The organism is Kitasatospora sp. NPDC057904 (assembly GCF_042887925.1).
Taxonomy (GTDB): domain Bacteria; phylum Actinomycetota; class Actinomycetes; order Streptomycetales; family Streptomycetaceae; genus Kitasatospora.
Genome location: NZ_JBHVOL010000002.1, coordinates 269,204 through 288,838 on the forward strand (window position 1 = coordinate 269,204; position 19,635 = coordinate 288,838).

General features: G+C 71.6%; 16 protein-coding genes. 4 read left to right on the top strand and 12 right to left on the bottom strand.

Going from position 1 to position 19,635, the window contains the following annotated elements:
• Positions 1 to 38: 38 nt before the first annotated feature.
• The 4 genes from ACFVSN_RS06630 to ACFVSN_RS06645 form a co-directional block, all read right to left on the bottom strand.
• Positions 39 to 1,055: an asparaginase gene (locus tag ACFVSN_RS06630; protein WP_380490281.1), complete on the bottom strand. Its 1,017-nt coding sequence runs from the start codon at positions 1,053 to 1,055 to the stop codon at positions 39 to 41.
• Positions 1,056 to 1,161: 106 nt separating this feature from the next.
• On the bottom strand, positions 1,162 to 2,601 hold the full coding sequence (locus ACFVSN_RS06635) for an amino acid permease (RefSeq protein WP_387591509.1): 1,440 nt from the start codon (positions 2,599 to 2,601) through the stop codon (positions 1,162 to 1,164).
• Positions 2,598 to 3,275 (bottom strand): FadR/GntR family transcriptional regulator, encoded by a 678-nt coding sequence (locus tag ACFVSN_RS06640; protein WP_380438452.1) that lies wholly within the window; start codon positions 3,273 to 3,275, stop codon positions 2,598 to 2,600. The genes ACFVSN_RS06635 and ACFVSN_RS06640 overlap by 4 nt, the downstream gene beginning before the upstream one ends.
• Before the next feature lie 86 nt (positions 3,276 to 3,361).
• On the bottom strand, positions 3,362 to 4,180 hold the full coding sequence (locus ACFVSN_RS06645; RefSeq protein WP_387591506.1) for a gamma-glutamyl-gamma-aminobutyrate hydrolase family protein: 819 nt from the start codon (positions 4,178 to 4,180) through the stop codon (positions 3,362 to 3,364).
• Positions 4,181 to 4,475: 295 nt separating this feature from the next.
• Between ACFVSN_RS06645 and ACFVSN_RS06650 the strand changes: the two genes are divergently transcribed.
• A complete protein-coding gene (locus ACFVSN_RS06650; protein WP_387591503.1) occupies positions 4,476 to 5,384 on the top strand; it encodes a LysR substrate-binding domain-containing protein in 909 nt (302 codons plus the stop codon).
• Between the two features lie 48 nt (positions 5,385 to 5,432).
• Here the strand turns inward: ACFVSN_RS06650 and ACFVSN_RS06655 are convergent, their stop codons facing one another.
• The gene (locus ACFVSN_RS06655; RefSeq protein ID WP_387591500.1) at positions 5,433 to 6,515 is read right to left on the bottom strand and encodes a lactonase family protein; all 1,083 of its coding nucleotides are present in this window, start codon (positions 6,513 to 6,515) and stop codon (positions 5,433 to 5,435) included.
• A 412-nt stretch (positions 6,516 to 6,927) separates the two neighbouring features.
• Here ACFVSN_RS06655 and ACFVSN_RS06660 point away from each other — a divergent pair, with 412 nt between their 5' ends.
• Together ACFVSN_RS06660 and ACFVSN_RS06665 are read left to right on the top strand one after the other, a co-directional pair.
• Positions 6,928 to 7,899 (top strand): zinc-binding dehydrogenase, encoded by a 972-nt coding sequence (locus tag ACFVSN_RS06660; protein WP_387591497.1) that lies wholly within the window; start codon positions 6,928 to 6,930, stop codon positions 7,897 to 7,899.
• Positions 7,900 to 8,299: 400 nt separating this feature from the next.
• Complete coding sequence (locus ACFVSN_RS06665) at positions 8,300 to 9,310, top strand: quinone oxidoreductase family protein (RefSeq protein ID WP_387591494.1); 1,011 nt, start codon at positions 8,300 to 8,302, stop codon at positions 9,308 to 9,310.
• Positions 9,311 to 9,501: 191 nt separating this feature from the next.
• Here ACFVSN_RS06665 and ACFVSN_RS06670 read toward each other — a convergent pair whose 3' ends face one another.
• The 3 genes from ACFVSN_RS06670 to ACFVSN_RS06680 all read right to left on the bottom strand — a co-directional run bounded on the left by ACFVSN_RS06670 (position 9,502) and on the right by ACFVSN_RS06680 (position 12,198).
• Complete coding sequence (locus tag ACFVSN_RS06670; RefSeq protein ID WP_380438332.1) at positions 9,502 to 10,332, bottom strand: vWA domain-containing protein; 831 nt, start codon at positions 10,330 to 10,332, stop codon at positions 9,502 to 9,504.
• A gap of 202 nt (positions 10,333 to 10,534) precedes the next feature.
• Complete coding sequence (locus ACFVSN_RS06675; RefSeq protein WP_387591685.1) at positions 10,535 to 11,794, bottom strand: RNA polymerase sigma factor; 1,260 nt, start codon at positions 11,792 to 11,794, stop codon at positions 10,535 to 10,537.
• Between the two features lie 32 nt (positions 11,795 to 11,826).
• Positions 11,827 to 12,198: a YciI family protein gene (locus ACFVSN_RS06680; RefSeq protein ID WP_380438330.1), complete on the bottom strand. Its 372-nt coding sequence runs from the start codon at positions 12,196 to 12,198 to the stop codon at positions 11,827 to 11,829.
• A 213-nt stretch (positions 12,199 to 12,411) separates the two neighbouring features.
• On the opposite strand from ACFVSN_RS06680, the gene ACFVSN_RS06685 reads away from it, so the two are divergent.
• Positions 12,412 to 13,911, top strand: a complete 1,500-nt coding sequence (locus ACFVSN_RS06685) for an MFS transporter (protein ID WP_387591490.1) — start codon at positions 12,412 to 12,414, stop codon at positions 13,909 to 13,911.
• An 80-nt stretch (positions 13,912 to 13,991) separates the two neighbouring features.
• Here the strand turns inward: ACFVSN_RS06685 and ACFVSN_RS06690 are convergent, their stop codons facing one another.
• The 4 genes from ACFVSN_RS06690 to ACFVSN_RS06705 form a co-directional block, all read right to left on the bottom strand.
• Positions 13,992 to 16,016, bottom strand: coding sequence for a transglycosylase domain-containing protein (locus ACFVSN_RS06690; protein WP_387953808.1), 2,025 nt, complete (start codon positions 16,014 to 16,016; stop codon positions 13,992 to 13,994).
• 273 nt (positions 16,017 to 16,289) lie between these two features.
• Entirely contained in the window at positions 16,290 to 17,498 is a 1,209-nt protein-coding gene (locus ACFVSN_RS06695; RefSeq protein ID WP_387591487.1) for a serine hydrolase domain-containing protein, read from the bottom strand.
• Positions 17,499 to 17,631: 133 nt separating this feature from the next.
• Positions 17,632 to 18,660, bottom strand: coding sequence for a glycosyltransferase family 2 protein (locus ACFVSN_RS06700; RefSeq protein WP_380438323.1), 1,029 nt, complete (start codon positions 18,658 to 18,660; stop codon positions 17,632 to 17,634).
• 208 nt (positions 18,661 to 18,868) lie between these two features.
• A complete protein-coding gene (locus tag ACFVSN_RS06705; RefSeq protein ID WP_387591484.1) occupies positions 18,869 to 19,618 on the bottom strand; it encodes an SDR family oxidoreductase in 750 nt (249 codons plus the stop codon).
• Positions 19,619 to 19,635: the final 17 nt, after the last annotated feature.

Below are 19,635 nucleotides of genomic sequence, written 5' to 3' on the forward strand. Positions count from 1 at the left end.
GTGTGCGGGTCCTCTTCTTCAGGGAATGGCGGGTCGGGTCACGCGGGGGCGAGCAGGGCCGACGGGTCCAGCGCGGCCACCGGCCGGACACCGCCGACGGGCCGGCCCCCGCCGGTCGCCGGCTCCCCGGCGAACCCGGTGAGCAACCGCGGGTCGACTCCCGCCAGGGCCAGCGCGGCCGCTGCCACCGGGACGCGTGCCCGGTTCGCGCCGTCGGCGATCTTCACGGCGACGGCCCGACCGTCCGGCAGCGCGGCGACCTGGACGCCCTCGAAGCCGTCCTTGGCCAGCAGTCCGGGCACCGCGCGCATCAGCGCGGCCACGTCCCGTCCGGCGCCGGAGGCCATCTCCGGGTGCGCGCGCAGCGCGCCCGCCACCCGGGACTCGGGCGTGCCGCGCGTGCCGGTGGCGATGCGGGCGGCGGCGCGCGCGAGGCCGTGCAGGGAGACCGCGAACAGCGGGGTGCCGCAGCCGTCCACGGTGACGTGCGCGATGCGTTGACCGGTGAGCTCTTCGACGGTCGCGGCGATCACCCGTTGGAGCGGGTGGGTGGGATCGTCGTAGTCCTCCGGCGGCCAGCCGTTGAGCTTGCAGAGGTAGAGCATCGCGGCGTGCTTGCCCGAGCAGTTCTGGGCGAGCCGGGAGGGCGGGCGGCCCTCCCGGAGCCAGGTGTCGCGCACGGCCGGGTCGTACGGCAGGTCCGGCACGTTGCGCAGGTCGTCCTCGGAGAGGCCGGCGAGGTCCAGGATCCGCCGGGCTCCGGCGAGGTGGCGCTCCTCGCCGGAGTGGCTGCCCATGGCGAGGGCGAGCAGTTCGCCGTCGAGCGGCAGCCCCGCCCGGACCATGGCGACGGCCTGGACCGGCTTGAGGGCCGAGCGCGGGTAGCAGGCGGCCTCGATGTCGCCGAGCCGGAACCGGACCCCGCCGTCGCCGCCGAGGACGACGACGGAGCCGTGGTGGGTGCCCTCGACCACTGCGCCCCGGGTGACGTGGGCGACGGGCACGTGGCGGGGCTCGCGGATCGCGGGCGCGTCCGCGAGGGGACTGCTGAACATGACGTCCTCGTTCGGTGGTGGAGGTGCTGCTGAGCGGTGTGCCGACGGGTGGCGGCCCGCGACGATGGCATGACGGGCCGTCAGATTCCTTGCCTGGATGCCTGGTTCAGCTGTCGGAGTCGGCGGCAGCGCGCGCGATCCGTCCGCGGATCGCGTACCAGCCGGCGACCAGCGCTCCGGCGATCAGCGGCAGGCACAGCACGGTGGTGCGCCCGGCGCCGCCGTCGGCGTACATGAGGACCAGGACGGAGACGAGGAAGGCCAGCGTCACGAGCTCGGTCCACGGCGAGCCGGGCAGGCGGTAGCCGGGCCGGGTCAGTTCGCCCTGGCGGGTCTTGCGCCAGAAGAGGTAGTGGCAGACCATGATCATGCCCCAGGTGGCGAGGATGCCGATCGCCGCGAAGTTCAGCACGATCTCGAACGCGTCGGCGGGGACCACGAAGTTGAGGCCGACGCCGAGGACGCACATGCCGCTGGTCAGCAGGATGCCGCCGTACGGCACCTGGGTGCGGCTCATGCGGGCGGTGAACCTGGGGGCCGAGCCGCTCACGGCCATGGAGCGCAGGATGCGACCGGTGGAGTAGAGGCCGGAGTTGAGCGAGGACATGGCCGCGGTGAGGACCACCAGGTTCATCACGCCGCCGGCCGCCGGGACGCCGATGTGGGAGAGCACGGTCACGAACGGGCTCTGGCCCGAGCTGTACCTGTTCCAGGGCAGCAGCATCGACAGGAGGAGCACCGAACCGACGTAGAACAGGCCGACGCGCCACATGATCGAGTTGATCGCCTTCGGCATGATCTTCTCGGGGTTCTCGGTCTCCCCGGCCGTCACGCCGACGAGTTCCACCGAGGCGTAGGCGAAGACGACGCCCTGGATGATCAGCAGCATCGGCATCAGGCCGTTGGGGAAGATCCCGCCGTTGCCGGTGATCAGGGACGGCCCGGGGACGGCGCCGTCGACCGGGTGCCGGGTGACCAGCAGGTAGATCGCGATGCCCATGAACACCAGCAGCGCGCCGACCTTGACGATGGCGAACCAGAACTCCAGTTCGCCGAAGATCCGCACCGAGATGAGGTTCACGGTCAGCACCACGGCCAGGGCTATGAGCGCGATCACCCACTGCGGGACGCTGGAGAAGAGGTGCCAGTAGTGGGTGTACGTGGCGACGGCGGTGATGTCGGCGATGCCGGTGGTCGCCCAGTTGAGGAAGTACATCCAGCCCGCGGTGTACGCGCCCTTCTCCCCCAGGAACTCCCGGGCGTACGACACGAAGGCCCCGGAGGACGGGCGGTACAGGACGAGCTCGCCGAGCGCGCGCACGACGAGGAAGGCGAAGACGCCGCAGACGGCGTACGCGACGAACAGGGAGGGCCCGGCGTCGGCGAGCCGTCCGCCCGCGCCGAGGAACAGGCCGGTGCCGATGGCACCGCCGATGGCGATCATGTTGACGTGCCGGGGCTTCAGGGACTTGCTGTAGCCGGTGTCACCGGCGTCGACGTGACGGGTCGTGGGGCGCTTCTCGTCCTTGAGGAACTGCTCGCTCACGCCTCGGATCTGCCTTCCGTGGGAGTGTCCGCGCGCCCGGGGCGCACGATGTCGGTGAGGGTCGCCTCGACGCGGTGGAGGTGGTGGGACATCGCCGCGACCGCGTCGGGCTCGGAACCGTCGACCAGTGCCTCGACGATCGCCCGGTGTTCGCAGTTCGACTGCTCGCGCCGGCCGCCGAGTTCGTTGAGGAAGGTGGACTGACGCGCCAGTGCGTCACGGATCTCCTCGATCACCCGGCGGAAGACCGGGTTGCGGGAGGCCTCGGCCACCGCCAGGTGGAAGACCGTGTCCAGCGCGACCCACGCGGTGGTGTCTGTCTCCCGCTCCATCCGGTCGAGCAGGTGCGCCAGGTGGTCCAGGTCCTCCGGGGTGCGGCGCAGCGCCGCGTAGCCGGCGACCGGGATCTCGACGTGCCGGCGCACCTCCAGGAGGTCGCTGGCCGCGTAGTCGCCGAACGTGGGGTCCTCGACCGTGTTCGCCACGACGAAGGTGCCCTTGCCGGTCTTGGAGACGGTCAGGCCCATGGTCTGGAGGGCGCGGAGGGCCTCCCGCAGCACGGGCCGGCTGACCTCCAGGGTGCGGCACAGCTCCGCTTCGGAGGGGAGCTTGTCCCCGACGGCGTACTCGCCGCGCTCGATGGCGCCGCGCAGGTGGCCGAACACCGCTTCCATCGCGCTCACGCGGCGGGGGGCCGATCCTGCTGTCTGGCTGTCTGACAGGTTCACGGGCCGATCCTGAGGGTTGTGGCCGAGCGGTGTCAAGGGGTCGGCGCCGGACCGACGGCAAGCGCCGTCGCCCGCGCGGCGCGTGCCCCCCGATTGCCCGCTCCCCGATCGCCCGCCGGCCGATCTTCTGCCCGGCTCGGACGAGCGTCCGCGCTGGACCGCGCCGCGGCCACCAGGGCGTACACCACCGCCGAATCGAAGGCCATCTCCGGGTGCCACTGCACGCCGACGGCGAAGCGGTGCCGGGTGCTCTCCACCGCCTCCACCGTTCCGTCCGCGGCGTGGGCCGCCACCGCCAGACCGGCCCCGAGCCGCTCCACCGCCTGGTGGTGGTGCGTGGCGACCTGGATCGTTCCCGGCAGGAGCGCCCCGACGCGGGTGCGCGGGACGGTGGTGACGGCGTGCGAGCCGAAGTGGCCCGGGTGCACGTTGTGGCCGTCGTGCCCCACCTTGTCGGGCAGGTGCTGGACCAATGTCCCGCCCGCGTGCACGTTCATCAACTGCATCCCCCGGCAGACCCCGAGCACCGGGATGTCCCGCGCGAGACCGGCGGCCAGGACGGCCAGTTCCCACCGGTCGCGTTCACGGACCGGCGCACCCGAGCGCGGGTGCGGTTCCGCTCCGTAGAGGGCGGGATCGAGGTCCTCACCGCCGGCGAGGACGAGCGCGTCCAGTCGCGCGACGACGTCGGCCGCGGCCTCGGGAGCATCCGGCGGCAGCAGGACCGCGCGGCCGCCCGCGGCCTGCACGGCGCTGGCGTACGCCGCGGGCAGGAGCACGGCGGGCAACTCCCACTCTCCCCACTGGGCGTCGGTGAGGTAGGTGGTGAGTCCGACAAGTGGCTTGGGCATACCACTTCCTTTCAGGGCCTGGGAATCGATCGTCGACGGCCGCCTCCTCCGCCGCCCGCCTGCCCGACGCGGGTACGGGCGGACGGCGGAGAACGGGATGCACGGCGCTGCGGGCGCACGGACGCGCCCGACGACGGGAGAAGGGTTCGCTGCGGACCCGGACGCGGACACGTGTGCATACGGCGCCTGCGCGTCCGGCACTTGCGCATCCGGGCCGCGAGCAAGAATCCTGCTGCCATTCACCCTTAAGCACAAGAAAAGACGTCTTCGCGACAGATAAGTGAGCCTTAACCCCGTGCAGAGCCTCGACCCCCGCCTGCTCGCCACCCTCGAAGCCGTCGTCCGCCACGGCTCCTTCAACGCCGCCGCACGCGAGCTCGGCTACAGCGCGCCCGCCGTCTCCCAACAGGTCGCCGAACTCGAACGCCGCACGGGCCTCAGAGTGCTGGAACGCCGACCCGTGCGCGCCACCCCGGCCGGCGAGGTCCTCCTCGACGCCGAACAGCGCGTCCGGAGCGCGCTGGCAGCGGCGTCCGTGGAACTCGACGCCATGCGCGCGGGCACGGCCGGACGGATCCGGCTCGGCGCGTTCGCCTCCGCCGCCACCGGCATCGTCCCGCAAGCGCTCGCACAGCTCCACACGACGTACCCCGATGTGCAGGTCAGCCTCTCCCAACTGGAGCCCGACGCGAGCTACAACCGGCTCAAGCGCGGGGACATGGACCTGGCCCTCAGCTACGACTACGACTTCATCCCCCTGCCGGCGCCACGGACACTGCGCCGGACGCTGATCGCGCGGGACCCGGTCGTGGCGGTGGTCCCGGCCGACCACCACCTCGCCGACCGGGACGTCATCGACCTGGCGACCCTCGCCTCCGAGACGTGGATAGCCGCTCCGGAGGCGGCGCTGCGCCTGGAACTGCTCGCCCAGATGGCCAAGACACCGGGCTTCCAGGCCCGCCTGGAGTACGAGGGCGACGACTTCAACACCGTGCTCGGCTTCGTGGCCGCGGGCCTGTGCGTCGCCGTCATGCCGCAGCTGGCCCTCCCCCGCGGCAGCACCCGGGTCGTGGCGCGCCCCCTCGCCGACCCGGAGCTGACCCGCTTCATCTACGCCGTCCGCATCGACACCCGGCACACCCCGCGCGCCCTGTTGGCCCTGGAGCAGATGCTCGCCGCGCAGGCGCTGGCCGCCCTGTCCTGAGGAGCACCCCGCGTCCCACCCGCACCAGGCACCTCCCGCGTCCTCCGCTCAGCCGCCGATCGGCAGGACGGACGTGGGCTCGGTGATCACCAGGGACTCCCCCGCCGGGCTCAGGCGGCCGCTGGACGGGTCGCGATGGAAGGCCGTGACCGTACCGGAGCGCTGATTGGCGCAGAAGAGGAGAAGGCCGTCAGGGGTGAGTGCGATGTCACGCGGCCAAGTGCCGCCACAGGGAACGGCGGTGAGCAGTTCCACGGACGCGCCGTCGTCGTGGACGGCGTGGATCGCGATCGCGTCGTCGCCTCGGTTGGTCGTGTAGAGGAAGCGGCCGTCCCCGGACAGCCGGACCGCGGCGGCGGAGTTGGCGTTCGGCGCGCCCGGATCCTGTCGGGTCTCGACCTCGGCAACCGGTTCGAGGCGGCCGGAGAGCCCGTCCCAGGTGCAGACGGTGAGGGTCGAGGAGAGTTCGTTCAGAACGTAGGCGTACCGGCCCGACGGATGGAACACGAGGTGCCGGGGGCCTCTGCCCGCCGGCATTTGCACCGTCCGGTGGGCGCTGAGCAGGCCGCTGTCCGGATCGAAGGCGTAGACGTAGACCCGGTCGGTACCGAGATCGGTGCAAAGCAGGAACCGCCCGTCCGGCGAGGGAGCCGCCATGTGGGCGTGCGGGGCCGTGAGCAAATCCCCGGACGCCTCCCGGCCCGGATGCCGGAGGATCTGCACCGGCCCGGCAGCAGCGACCATGCCGTCGGCGCCGATGGGAACGACCGAGAGGGCGCCATCGCCGTAGTGGGCCGCGAAGACGTGCGAACCACTGGGGTGGACCGCGACGTGGCAGGGGCCCGCGCCACCACTGGCGGCGACGAAAGGCGGCCCCTGGAACCCGGTGTCGGGATCTACCCGGAGGGACACGACCCCTCCAACCGCCCGTTCCAGGACGGCGTGGACGACCCCGTGCATCGGATCGACAGCCGCATAGGAGGGGTGGTCCAGCGGCAATATCCGGACGAGGCTCATGGCGCCGGTGCCGTCGTAACGGACGGCACACAAACCCGCTCCAGGAGCGTCGACAGCGGCGGCGCTGCCGACGACCAGCAGTCCGCCGGACAAAGCGGTCTGAGGGTGATTCACGAATGCCTACTCTCTGCTCGCCTTGCGGCACGCGATTCGCGGCGTGGCCGCGCGGGATCGCGCCGAGGTACTGAAGTGGCCGCCAACGGACGGACGGACTCTCGACCCTCTTCGTGCGTGCCACGGGGGCCGGGGATTTCGAAGTCTATCCGGAGGCCGAACACACGGCCGCAGGCGCCGAACGGGTGGCACGACGCAGCAACAACACTTCCCAGTCGGCTATTTGAGAGCCATGAAGGGAGGTGGACACCCGCGTGGGTCGCGGATTTCGTCCCGCACTCCGGCGCTTGACCTAAAGTCGGCTTGAGCTTCTACCTTGGGGCCATGAACTTCACCGGGGCCGAACCTCGGTCGTGGTCGAGGAAATCCGCGTTGTCGGAGTCGTAGTCATCCGGACAGGAGAGTGATCAGCATGCGAGCGGTGCAGGCGGTGCGTTTCGGGGGCCCGGAGGTTCTGGTTCCGGGCGAGGCACCGGAGCCGGTCGTCGGACCGGGCCAGGTGATGGTCGAGGTGTCCGTCGTGGGCATCACGTTCGTCGAGACGCAGATCCGCCGCGGCGTCGACCGGTGGCACGCCAGACCCGACCTGCCGTACGTACCGGGCGGCATGGTGGCCGGCCGGGTGAGCGCGACCGGGGAAGGAACGGATCCGAGCTGGATCGGCCGCCTCGTTCTGGCCGACGCCGGGGCGACGGGTGCCTTCGCCGAGCGGGTGGCGGCCGATGCGGAGAGCCTGATCCCGGTACCCGAAGGGCTGGGCCCGCGCGAGGCCGCAGCCTTGCACACGGACGGCAGCACCGCGACGGGCCTCGTCGAGGGGGCGCGGATCGCTGCCGGGGAGTGGGTGCTGGTCGAGGCGGCGGCCGGCGGCGTCGGCAGCCTGCTGGTCCAGTTGGCTCGGGCAGCCGGGGCCAGGGTCATCGGGATCGCCCGCGGGGCACGGAAGCTCGACCTGATCCGCAGCCTGGGGGCCGAGGCCGCGGTCGACTACTCCGCACCGGACTGGACCGAGCAGGTCCTCCGGGCGACCGGCGGCGCGGGAGCCGACGTCGTGTTCGACGGCGTGGGCGGGGAGATCGGCCGGGCCGCGTTCGAGGTGACGGCCCGCCACGGCCGGTTCTCCGTGCACGGCGCCTCCAGCGGTCAGGTGACGGTGATCGAGCCCGCGGAAGCGCAGAGGCGCGGAGTCGAGGTGATCGGAATCGAGCAGCTCTACGGGTTCCGGCCGCGGATGCACCGGTGGGCCGAACAGGTGATGGCAGAAGCGGTCGCGGGCCGGGTCCGGCCGGTCATCGGACAGACCTTCCCGCTGGAGCACGCCGCGGACGCGCACGCCGCGATCGAAAGCCGAACCGCCCTGGGCAAGACCCTGCTCCTGATCTGACCACCCCCGCGGCGGAGCCGGCCGCCGCCACCGCCGTCAGGCGGACCGACCCATCCATGCCGCGCCCCGCTTCAGATGCGGATCACGATCTCTCCGCGCGTGCGTCCACGCTCGGCGCGCAGGCCCCGAAGTCCTAGCGTTCATCAAACGTCTTCAGACGGCGGTCTGAGCGCTGGCAGTTGATGAACGGGAATACCTCCTTCGACAGGCCCACCGAGCCTCCTGAGCCGGCACGCTGAACGATGCTCGGCCGCAGCCTCGGGCTCCAGGGCAGATGCCGCGGCACGGCCGGCTTCATGTCGCTGACCTGAACGTGACGGCTACGACACCTCACCGCGAGTGGAAATAGGATCGCCACGAGTGGAGTTGGTGAGGGAAGTTTCCCGTTTCAGGAGGGGTCATGCGAGCGATTCAGATGTCCGAAGTGGGCGGTCCCGAGGTGCTGCGACTGGTCGATATTGATCAACCGACGCCGGGCCCGGGCCAAGCGGTCGTGGAGGTCGCCGCATCCGGGGTCAACTTCCTCGACGTCTACCACCGCGAAGGCCGGTACAGCGTCCCGCTGCCCTTCACCCCGGGCGCCGAGGGCGCCGGCACGGTCGTCGAAGTCGGACCCGGCGTCACTGACGTCGCGGTCGGGGACCGGGTCGGTTGGGTGGAGATTCCCGGCACGTATGCCGAGCGGGCCGTCGTGGACTCCTCCCGGCTGGTGCCGCTGCCCGACGACATCGGCTTCGAGACAGCCGCCGCCGTGCTCCTCCAAGGCATGACCGCGCACTATCTCGTCAAGGACGCCTACCCGGTTCAGGGGGGCGACACGGTGCTCGTGCATGCGGCTGCCGGCGGCATGGGGCTGCTTTTGACCCAGCTCATCACCCAACTCGGCGGCAGGGTGATCGGCACGACGTCGACCACGGCGAAGGCCGAGCTGGCGAAGCGTGCCGGGGCCGCCGAGGTGATCCTTTCCTCCGCAGTCGACGATCTCGCAGCCGAGGTGAGGCGGCTCAACGGCGGTCAGGGACTGCCGGTCGTCTTCGACGGCGTCGGCGCGCACACCTTCGATGCGAGCCTCGCCAGCCTGCGAACCCGCGGCCATCTCGTGCTCTTCGGCGCGGCAAGTGGTGCCGTGCCGCCGTTCGATCCGATTCGGCTCGCCCACGGCGGTTCGCTGACCCTGATCCGGCCCAGCCTCGGGCACTACATCGCCGATCGGTCCGAACTGCTCCGACGGGCCGCCGATGTGTTCGAGTGGGTGCGCTCCAAGGCGCTTGAGGTCACCGTAACGGGCCGCTACGCATTGTCCGAGGCCGCCCAGGCCCACCGCGATCTGGAGGCTCGGCGTACCACCGGCAAGCTGCTCGTCGTACCCGATGCGGCCGCTGTCGGACGCCGCGAGGAGACGCAGAGCTGATCGCGGGTGACGAGGTCGGGGATCTTGGAGACTGAGAGGTCGAGGGCATGGCCGACCGTCATCGCCAAGATCCCCGACAGCAATTACCGGCGAGTTACTTGCTCCGCGGTGTCTGCGCCAGGACTTCGGGACCGTGCAGGTGGGCGTGGGCGATCCGCAAACCCGGGCTCACGCCGCCGGCCGGTGCGGCGTCACCTTCCCAGCCACTTGGTCAGACCTGCCCAGAGGCCCTGGCGCTCCCGGCTTTCGGGCAGGGTCCCCGGGCGCTCGGCGCGTGGAGCAGCCGTTGCCTGCGGCTCCGGACCCTCCGGCGCAATGCCCTGGGCCCGGGCGGCCGCGAGCCAGCTGGGGAACTCGGCGAGCATCAGGTCGTACAGCTTCGCGTCGGAGATCCCCTGTGGATCACGCCCCAGATGGAAGAAACCGGCGTTGTCGATGGGCCGCTTCTCCGGGACCGCCAACTCGTCAAGCTTCCGCAGGAAGTCGAACTGCCTGCTGTCCGGGTCGCCGAAGCCGATGAACTGCCAGAAGATCGGCAGCTTCGCCGCCTCGCACAGGCGTGCTTCCGCCGCGCCCTTGTTGATCGGCCCGCCGTCCGTCTGGAACAGGACGAGGGCCGGGGCCGTGGCACCGCTCTCGCGGTAGTGCCGGACCACCGCGTCCATCGCCACGTGGTAACTGGTCTTGCCCATGTGGCCAAGGCCGGCCACGATCCGGTCGATCCGGCCCTCGTGGTCCTCCAAGGTGATCTCGGTCTGGGCGTCGACCTCGGTGGAGAAGAAGAGGACCGGCACGCTCCCGTCGTCGTCCAGATTGGCCGACAGTCCCAGGACCCGGTCGGCGAGCGCCTGGACACTGCCGTCCTTGTAAAAGGGCCTCATCGAACCGGAGTAGTCGATCACCAGGTACACCGCGACGCGCTGACCGCTGAGCCCGCGCCGCTCCACCGAGGCGTCGGCCGTCTTGTAGAGGCTCACCAGCGCAGGTGCACTCCGCTCGACCTTGTCGAGACTGACGGCCATGTGTCACTCCCCCAAAAACACGCAGGTCAAGCGCCCCTGAAGCCCAGCCGGCACCACCACCGGAACCGGCACCCACAGTACCGCGAAACCAATCCCAAGCCGCGGCGCGAGCGGCACGCCGGATCGAGGTACAACCAACCGCCCGCGAAGCCCGGATTGCACTCAAACGGGCGATGCCGCCCGCAGAGCTACAGCCGCAGAGCTACGGCCGCAGCCGCGCCGCCCGCGACTCCAGGTAGCGCTGTTCGGCGGTGCTCGCCGTGGCCCTGGCCGCGCGGCGGTAGTGGTCGTGGGCGGCGGTCCGGTCGCCGGTGCGTTCCAGGAGGTGGGCGCGGACGGAGAGGAGGCGGTGGTGGGTGGCCATCCTCGGGTCGGCGTCGAGGGTGGCGAGGAGGGCCAGGCCGGCCTCGGGGCCCTCGGTTTCGGCGAGGGCGATCGCGCGGTTGAGGGTGACCATCGGGTTGGGGGCGATGCGTTCGAGGATCAGGTAAAGCGCGTGCACCTGGTGCCAGTCGGTCTCCTCGGCCGTCGCCGCCGCCGCGTGCGTCGCGGCGATCGCGGACTGGAGCTGGTACGGGCCGAGGGCGGGACCGGCCAGGGACGCCTTGGCGAGGGCGAGGCCCTCGTCGAGCAGGGTGCGGTCCCAGGCCGTCCGGTCCTGGTCGGCGAGGGGGACCAGGTCGCCGGCGGAGGTCGTACGGGCCTCGCGGCGGGCGTGGGTGAGGAGCATCAGGGCGAGCAGACCGGCGACCTCGGGGTCGTCGGGCAGCTGGGCGTGCACCGTGCGGGTGAGGCGGATCGCCTCGCGGGCGAGGTCGGGGCGGTCGAGGTCGGTGCCCGAGGAGGCGGTGTAGCCCTCGTTGAAGATCAGGTAGAGGACGTGCAGGACCACCCGCAGCCGCTCCTCGCGCTCCTCGCCCTCGGGGAGCGCGAAGGAGCTGCCGGCGGCCTTGATGCGCTGCTTGGCCCGGCTGATCCTGGCCGCGAGCGTGGCCTCCGGGACCAGGAACGCGCGGGCGATCTCGGCCGTGGTCAGGCCGCCGACCGCCCGCAGGGTCAGGGCGGTCTGGGAGGCCGCGGTCAGGGTCGGGTGGCAGCACAGGAACAGCAGGACGAGCGTGTCGTCGCTGTCCGGCACGTCCTCGGGCCGCACCTCGAACGCCGTCGCCGCCTCGCGTTCGCGGCGCGCGTGGTCGCTGCGCATCCGGTCGACGAGGCGGCGGGAGGCGACGGTCACCAGCCAGCCGCGCGGGTTGTCCGGCACGCCCTCGTCCGGCCACTGCACGGCGGCGGCGAGGACGGCCTCCTGCACGGCGTCCTCGCAGCCCTCGAACTGCCCGTGCCGCCGCACCAGCGTGCCGAGGACCTGCGGCGCGAGCTCACGCAGCAGGTCCTCGAACTCGTGCACCGCCGTGCCGTGCGGACGGCCGGGGGTCGTTCCGGGGGTCGTGCCGTGCGTCATGCCCTGCGAACTGCCGGGGGTCGTGCCGTGCGTCATGCCTCCAAGTGTCCGTCGGAGAACATGACCTGGCGCACCTCGACCCCCAGTCCCGGGATCGCGGCGTCGGGGATCTGCGCCGCGAGTTCGATCGCGCGCTCCTTGTCCTCGCAGTCGACGAGGTAGAAGCCGCCGAGGAACTCCTTGGCCTCCAGGAACGGGCCGTCGGTCACCACCGGCTGCCCGTCCCGGACGGTCACCACGGCCGCCTGGGACGGGTCGACCAGCGCCTGGGTGAGGATCAGCTCGCCGGACTCCTTCAGCGCCTCGATGAACCGGCCGTGGCCGGCACCGATCGCCGCCTTCTCCTCGTCGGTCAGCGCGTCCAGCACGGCCGGGTTGATGTGCAGGCCGATCACGAACTTCATCGCGTGCTCCTCGTGGTGCGCGGGCCCCGGCGGGGCCCTCTCGACCGGTTGGTCGGAGCCGCCGGCGCCGTCTTGACATCGCTCGGGACGTTTCCCGGAGAAATTTCCCACGACTTTCCCGTCGCACGGCCTTCGCGCGTCCGGCGGATGTCAAGAACGCTCCCCCGGCTCCGACCAGCCCGCGCAACGTACGGAGATCCGGAGGTTACGAAGATGCGAGTCGAACGGCCCTGGGCGGCCCTGGCCGTCCTGATGCTGCCCACCCTGCTGGTCGCGATGGACGTGACGGCGCTGCTGCTCGCGCTCCCGCGGCTGAGCGCGGACCTGGGCGCCACCAACGTCCAGCAGCTGTGGATCAGCGACGGCTACGGGCTCACGGTGGCCGCGCTGGTCATCACGATGGGCACCCTCGGTGACCGGGTCGGCCGCCGGCGGCTGCTGCTCACCGGCGCCGCGGCGTTCGCGGTGCTGTCGGTCGTGGCGGCCTACGCCACCGACCCGCTGGTGCTGATCGCCGTCCGGGCGCTGCTCGGCGTCGCCGGGGCGACGCTGGCGCCGTCCACGCTCGCGCTGATCACCGACCTGTTCCGGGACGGGCGGCAGCGCGGGCGGGCCATCGCGGTGTGGGCGACCTGCCAGTTCGCCGGGGGCGCGCTCGGGCCGGTGCTCGCCGGGTTCCTGCTCCAGCACTTCTGGTGGGGGTCGGTGTTCCTGGCCGCCGTGCCGACGATGGCGGTGCTGCTGCTGACCGGGCCGTTCCTGCTGCCGGAGTTCCGCGGCGACCGGTCGGGGCGGCTGGACCTCGCCGGCGTGGGGCTGTCGCTGGTGGCGGTGCTCCTGGTGGTCTACGGGCTCAAGCAGCTGGCGGTCGGGAGCGCGCCCGCCGTGCCTTCTGCGGCCCTGGCCGTGGGCGCGGTGGTCGGCGCGCTTTTCGTCCGGCGCCAACTGCGCCTGGAAGCACCCCTGTTGGACCTCCGCCTGCTGCGCAGCCGCCCGTTCACGGCCGTCCTCGTCGCGCTGGTGTTCGCCGGCGTGGCGATGGCCGGGACGGGCCTGCTGGTGACGCAGTACCTGCAGAGCGTCCTCGGCCACTCGCCGCTCGCGTCCGCCGTGCTGTTCGCGCCGATGGGCCTGGCCGTGGCGGTGGGCACGATGGCCTCGCCGCTCCTGGCCCGGCGGGTGAGCCGGTCGACCGCGATCGCCGGCGGGCTGGCGCTCTCCGCGCTCGGCGGCCTGCTGCTGACGGTCGTGGACGGTCCCGGCAGCCTGCCGCTGGTCATCACCGGCGTCGCCGTCCTGGCGCTCGGCACCGGCCCGCTGTTCGCGCTCGGCACCGGGCTCGTCATGGGTTCCGTCCCGCCGGAGCGCGCCGGATCGGCCGCGGCGATGTCGGAGACCGGCAACTACTTCGGCGGCTCGCTGGGCTTCGCGCTCCTCGGCGCGCTGGCCGCGGCGGTCTACCGCGCCCGCACGCACGGCACGTCCGACTCCCTCGCGGGCGCGGTCGCCGCCGCCGAGCACCTCCCGGCCGGGCGGGCCGCGGACCTCCTGCACACCGCGCGAGAGGCGTTCACCTCCGCGCTGCACGTCACCGGTGCCGTCGCGGCAGGGATCTTCGCTGCCTTGGCCGTCCTGACGTACGCGTTGCGCCCGAAGGTGCCGGAAGCCCCGGCCGCCGCAGCAGCTCCCGACTACGAGGCCACCCACGCGTAAGAGACGGAACGGCCCCGCCGCTCCCCCGGTACGGGCGAGCGGCGGGGCCGTGGCGATCCAACAGCTAAAACACTCCGCCGCTACGGCAGCGGCACCGTCGTCAGCGTGCCCGCCGGCACACCGCTCAGCGCGCCGTCCATGGCACCGCTCCAGATCGGCCCGGCCAGCGTGCCGCCGAAGGCCTGGTCGACGACGTGGCCGCCGATCCGCTGCCCGTCCAGCGGCTTCTGGACGGCCGTGTCACTGACGACCGTCGCGCCCGCCATCTCGGGGGTGTAGCCGACGAACCACACCTGGCGGCTGCCGTTGGTGGTGCCGGTCTTGCCCGCGCTGTCGCGGCCGGAGAGACCGGCCGGCTTGCCGGTGCCGTCCTCGACCACGCCCTTGAGCATCGTGGTGACGGTGTCGGCCGTGTCCGAGGACATCACGGAGGTGCAGTTCGCGTCCGGCACCGCCAGCTGCTTGCCGTCCGGGCCGGTCACCGCGGTGATCGCGGTCGGCTTGCAGTAGGTGCCGTGCGCGGCGAACGTCGCGTAGACGTTCGCCATCTCCAGCGGGGTCAGGGAGTTGCTGCCCAGCGTCATCGACGGCACCACCTGGAGCTTCTCGCCGCCGGCCTGCGCGGTGATGCCCAGCTTGTTGGTCATCTGGGCGACGGAGCACAGCCCGGCGTCCGCCTCCAGCTTCGCGAAGTAGGTGTTGACCGACTGCGCCATCGCCGTCTTCATGTCGAACTGGCCCTTGAGGTTCGGGCTGTCGTTGTGCAGCGACTCGGTCGACGGGAACTTGCCGCCGTTGCAGTCCTTCATCGCCGGCCACGGGATGCTGTAGTCGGTGGTGTAGCTCTGGTTCGGCGCGATGCCGGCCTCCAGGGCCGCCGCCGCGACGATCGGCTTGAACGTCGACCCGGTCTGGAAGCCGGACCCGCCGCCCATCGACTTCTCGACGTTGTAGTTGATCTGGGTCTCGTGCTTGGAGTCGTCGACGCCGTACGGGCGGCTCTGGCCCATCGCGAGGATCTTGCCGGTGCCCGGCTGGACGATGCTCATCGCCGTCGCCGCCAGGTCGCCCGGGTTCACGCCCTTGGTCACCGAGTCGTTGAGCGCCGCCTGCGCCTTGGGGTCGAGCGTGGTGCGGATCTGCAGGCCGCCGCGGTTCCACAGCGCCTTCCGCTCGGCCGCGTTCTTCCCGAACGCCGGGTCGGTCAGCACCACCTGGCGCGCGTAGTCGCAGAAGAAGCCCTCGCCCTGCTTGGCCGTGATGCAACCCTGCGGCGACGACTGGATGTTCAGCCCCAGCGGGCTCGCGATCGCCTGCTGCTCCTGGTCCTTGGTGATGTGCCCGAACTCGGCCATCTTCTTCAGCACGGTGTCGCGCCGGGTCTTGGCGTCGTCCGGGTGGGCCACCGGGTCGTAGCCGCTCGGGGACTGCTCCAGGCCCGCCAGCAGCGCGGCCTGCGGCAGGGTGAGGTCCTTCGCGTGGACGCCGAAGTAGCGGTGGGCCGCCGCCTCGATGCCGTAGGCGTGCTGCCCGAAGTACGTGATGTTCAGGTAGTTGGTGAGGATCTGGTCCTTGCTGAGGGTCTCCTCGACCTTGATCGCGTACTTCAGCTCCTGGATCTTGCGGCCGACCGTCTGCCGCTGCGCCTCCTGGACCTTCGCCGGGTCGTCGCCCGCCTCCTCGACGAAGACGTTCTTCACGTACTGCTGCGTGAGCGTGGAGGCGCCCTGGCTGCTGCCCGTGGCGGCGTTCTTGTTCAGGGCCCGGAGGACGCCCTTGAGGTCGATCGCGCCGTGCTCGAAGTAGCGGTTGTCCTCGATGTCCACGAGGGCCGTCTTCACCAGCGGGGAGATCTGGTCCCCCGGGACGATCGTGCGGTCGCGGTCGTAGACGGTGGCGATCACGCCGCCCTGCGCGTCGTAGATCGTCGAGGCCTGGGAAAGCGGCGGGGTCTTGAAGTCGTCCGGGAGGTTCTGGAAGTCGTCCGCGGCCGATTGCGCCCCGAGGCCGACGGCCCCCACGGCCGGCAGGGCTATGCCCGCCACGACCACCCCGGCTATGCCGCTCACACCGAGCAGCCGCACACCGGCCCCGAGCTTGTTCACACCTGTTCCCCGCCGCTTCTCTCGCATGTGGCGACCATACGTGCACGACATGAGAGAACCGAACAGAAGTCCGCGCAGCCCTGTCACTCCTTTGTCACAGCCTTGCTACGAGGCGGAATACGGGCCTCAGCAGGGGCGGAACCCGGCCGGGACGGCGGAGCCTTGTGAAGGAGTCGTGCGTACATTCCGGCGTGGTGGCGCACACCCGGGCCGCTCGCTTCGGTCGACTCCGGAGGAGCGGCCACGGGGGCGCCGACGGCTGGGAAGGGTGCCTCAGGGTGCCAGCGGGTGGTCCGGGGCCAGGAGCTCCGAGATCCGGGCGGCGATGGTCTGCGCCGGCTGGCCGTCCGTCGTCGCGGGGCCCTGGGTGGTGGCGACGGCGATCGCGAGGCGGCAGTCCGGCAGGTAGGCCTGGACGGCGGCGTACCCGGGCAGGAACGGGTTCTGCAGCACCCAGCCGTTCCGCACGAACACCCCGAGGCCGAAGTGCTCGGCCTCCGTGTTGGTCCTGCAGATGTCCGCCGGGCAGATCTTGGTCGCGTGCCCGAGGCCGACCGTCCCCGGGTTCAGCTGCGTCCGGTAGCTGCTGGGCGAGAGCAGTTCACCGGCGCCGATGGCCTGCGCGGAGCGGGCCAGGTCGCAGATGTCGCTGGAGAGGACCGCTCCGCGCGCGGCGGTCCAGGACGGGTTCCAGAAGGTGACCTCCTCGTAGCGGCCGCGCGCCGCGGTGAAGCCGTGCAGCACGGGGGTCGGCAGGTCGGGGGTGAAGCCGTTGCGGGTCTGACGCAGGTCGAGGCGGTCCATCACCCGTCGGCGCAGCAGTCCGTCCAGCGGTTCGCCGGTGATCTTCGCGAGCGCCTCGCCGAGCAGCATGAAGTTGGCGTGCGAGTAGCTCCAGTTGGTGCCGGGCGCGTACCAGAGGTCGTGGGCGGTGGAGACGCCGACGAGCTCGGCCTCGGTCCACTCCCGGAACGGGTCGGCGAGGTAGGCGTTCTGGAAGACGGGGTCGGGGACGTAGTCGTGCAGCCCTGAGGTGGTGGAGCCGAGCATCCGCAGGGTGATCTCCTCGGCGTGCGGAAGGTCGGGCAGCCAGCGCGACACCGGGTCGTCCAGGCTCACCTTCCCCTCCTCGACGAGTTGCAGGAGCACCACACCCATGTAGGAGAACGCCACCGACCCGACGCGGAAGTGCATGTCGGCGGTGGCCGGCACCCCGGTCATGGACTCCCCCACCGCCCCGGTGACCACCTCCCGCCCGTCCACCGTCACCTTCAGCAGGACGGAGTTGAGGTCGAGTTCCTCCTTCGCCCGGCGGACGGCGTCGAGCACCTTCCCGGCCTGCCCGCTCCCCGGGTCGGGCGAGGCGGCGCACCCGTGCTGCGGGTGCGCGGGCCCGACGGCCGTCGCGGGCCCGGCCGACAGGTGGAGGGTGGAGGCGAGCAGGGTCGCGGTGCAGAGGGCGGCGATGCGCATGCGGGTCATGACCGCACTATGTGCACCGGCGCCCGGCCGTCCGGCCTCCGACACTCGGTGCTACGCCGTACGGGCGGGACGGGCCCGCGGCCGGAGCACGCACGCCACGCCCGGCCCCGGCCCCCGGCCTCCAGCCCCCGGCTCAGCGGCGCGCGGCCTGGCGGGTGCGGCGGACGATGCGGTGCAGGCGCTGGAGGGCCACGAAGCGCCGCATCCGGTCGGCCAGCGTCAGGCTGTACTTGAGCCGCAGCTGGGCGTTCAGCCCGGCCAGCTGCTCGGAGCCGATGGCCAGGAGCAGCCGGCTCACGTGCCGCTGGTAGACCTCCCAGTAGGGGCGGTCGCCGTCCGGGAGGGACCAGAAGAACATCGGGATCTCCTCGACCAGGCAGTTCCGGTCGTAGGCGCGCAGGTGCTCGGCGAACTGCGGCTCGGGGCGGGCCGTCAGCCATTCCCGGACCAGTTCCATCGAGCGGACCCGGTCGATCAGGCCGCGCGGGTCGGTCTTGCGCTGGGTGATGGACAGCGCGCCGTCCTCGCGCACCCGCCAGTGGTAGATCGGCTCGGAGATGACGTCGACGCGCTCGGCGAGGAAGTGGTGCGGCACGCTGACCGGGGCGTCCTCGTACAGGAGGCCCTCGGGGTAGAGGATGCCCGCGCCGTCGAAGAACGAGCGCCGGTAGACCTTGTTCCAGGCGGTGCGGTCGGTGACGAGCGCGGGCAGTTCGCTGACGTGGGTGCGCAGCCGGGTCTCGCGGAACGGGCGGCGGTGGCCGTGCGAGGGGGTGAGTCCGCTGGTGCGCAGGCGCATGGCGTTGCCGGTGGCGAAGTCGGATCCGGTGTCGTCCAGCGTGCGGATCATGAGCTGGTAGGCGTGCGGCGGCAGGGTGTCATCGCTGTCGACGAACGTCAGGTACTCGGTGCCGGGGGTGAGGTGGCGCCAGCCGGTGTTGCGGGCGGCGCCGAGGCCCTTGTTCGTCTGCTGGACCAGCCGGAAGCGGGGGTCCTGCTCGGCGTACGCCTTGGCGAGGAGGGCGCTGTCGTCGGTCGAGCCGTCGTCGACCATGACGCACTCGAAATCCTCGAAGGACTGGCCCGCGATCGAGTCGAGGCACTCTTCGAGGTAGCGCTCGACGTTGTAGATCGGGACGACGACGGACAGACGCGGGGCCATCGGACGGCCTTTCGCTCAGAGGCGGACGGGCCGGGCAGGGCCGGCGATTCCATCACCTACAGTGATCTGCGGTAGCCCCAGTGTAGAGAACACGCGCGACCGTCGGACCAACAGCGGACGGATTCCAGTTTGCGTTCCGGTGCTGCCGTTGTGTCCGTGGCCGAACGTGGTCGACCGGGGTCGAGCCGCGGGGCCACTCCGCCGACGGTCACCAGGGCACGGCCTGCCCCTGGTGGTCGACGAAGTGCAGACCGGGCTTGCCCCGGTGCTGCTCGATCGTCCCGGCCACGCCGGGAACGCTCTCCTCCACGCTGAGATCGGCTTCGGGGCCGCCGAGTTCGGTCCGCACCCAGCCCGGGTCCATGAGGATCAGGGTCCGGCCGTCGGCGGTGTGGCGGGCAGCATAGCAGCGCATGAGCTGGTTCAGCGCGGACTTGCTGGCCCGGTACAGGTCCTGGCCGCCGTCGGTGTTGAGGCTGAGGCTGCCCTGGTCGGAGGACATGACGCCGATGGTCCCGGCCGGTGCGACCAGCGGGCCGAGCACCTCCACGACGCGCATCGGGGCGAGCGCGTTGGTCACCATGACCTCGGTGAACATGTCCGTCGGGACGTCCCCGATCGGGAGGTCGCCGCGGGTGATCGCGGCGTTGACGAAGAGCAGGTCGAGGGTGCGCCCGACCGTGGTCAGTCGGTCACGAAGCGCCGCGATCTGGTCGGGATCGGTCATTTCCAGGGACTCGACGGCCAGCCGGCCTCCGGAGGCGTCGGCCAGGTCGTGGAGGCCGGTGCGGCGCTCGCCGCGGACGGTGCCGATGACGTCCCAGCCGCGGCGGAGGAGTTCGGCGGCGAGCCCGAGGCCGAGGGTGCGGGAGGCGCCGATGACGAGGGCGGTGGTGCGGATGTCGGTGCGGATTTCGGTGCAGGTGTCGGTGTGGGTGTCGGTGCGGATTTCGGTCATGATCCGAGTCTCCGGAG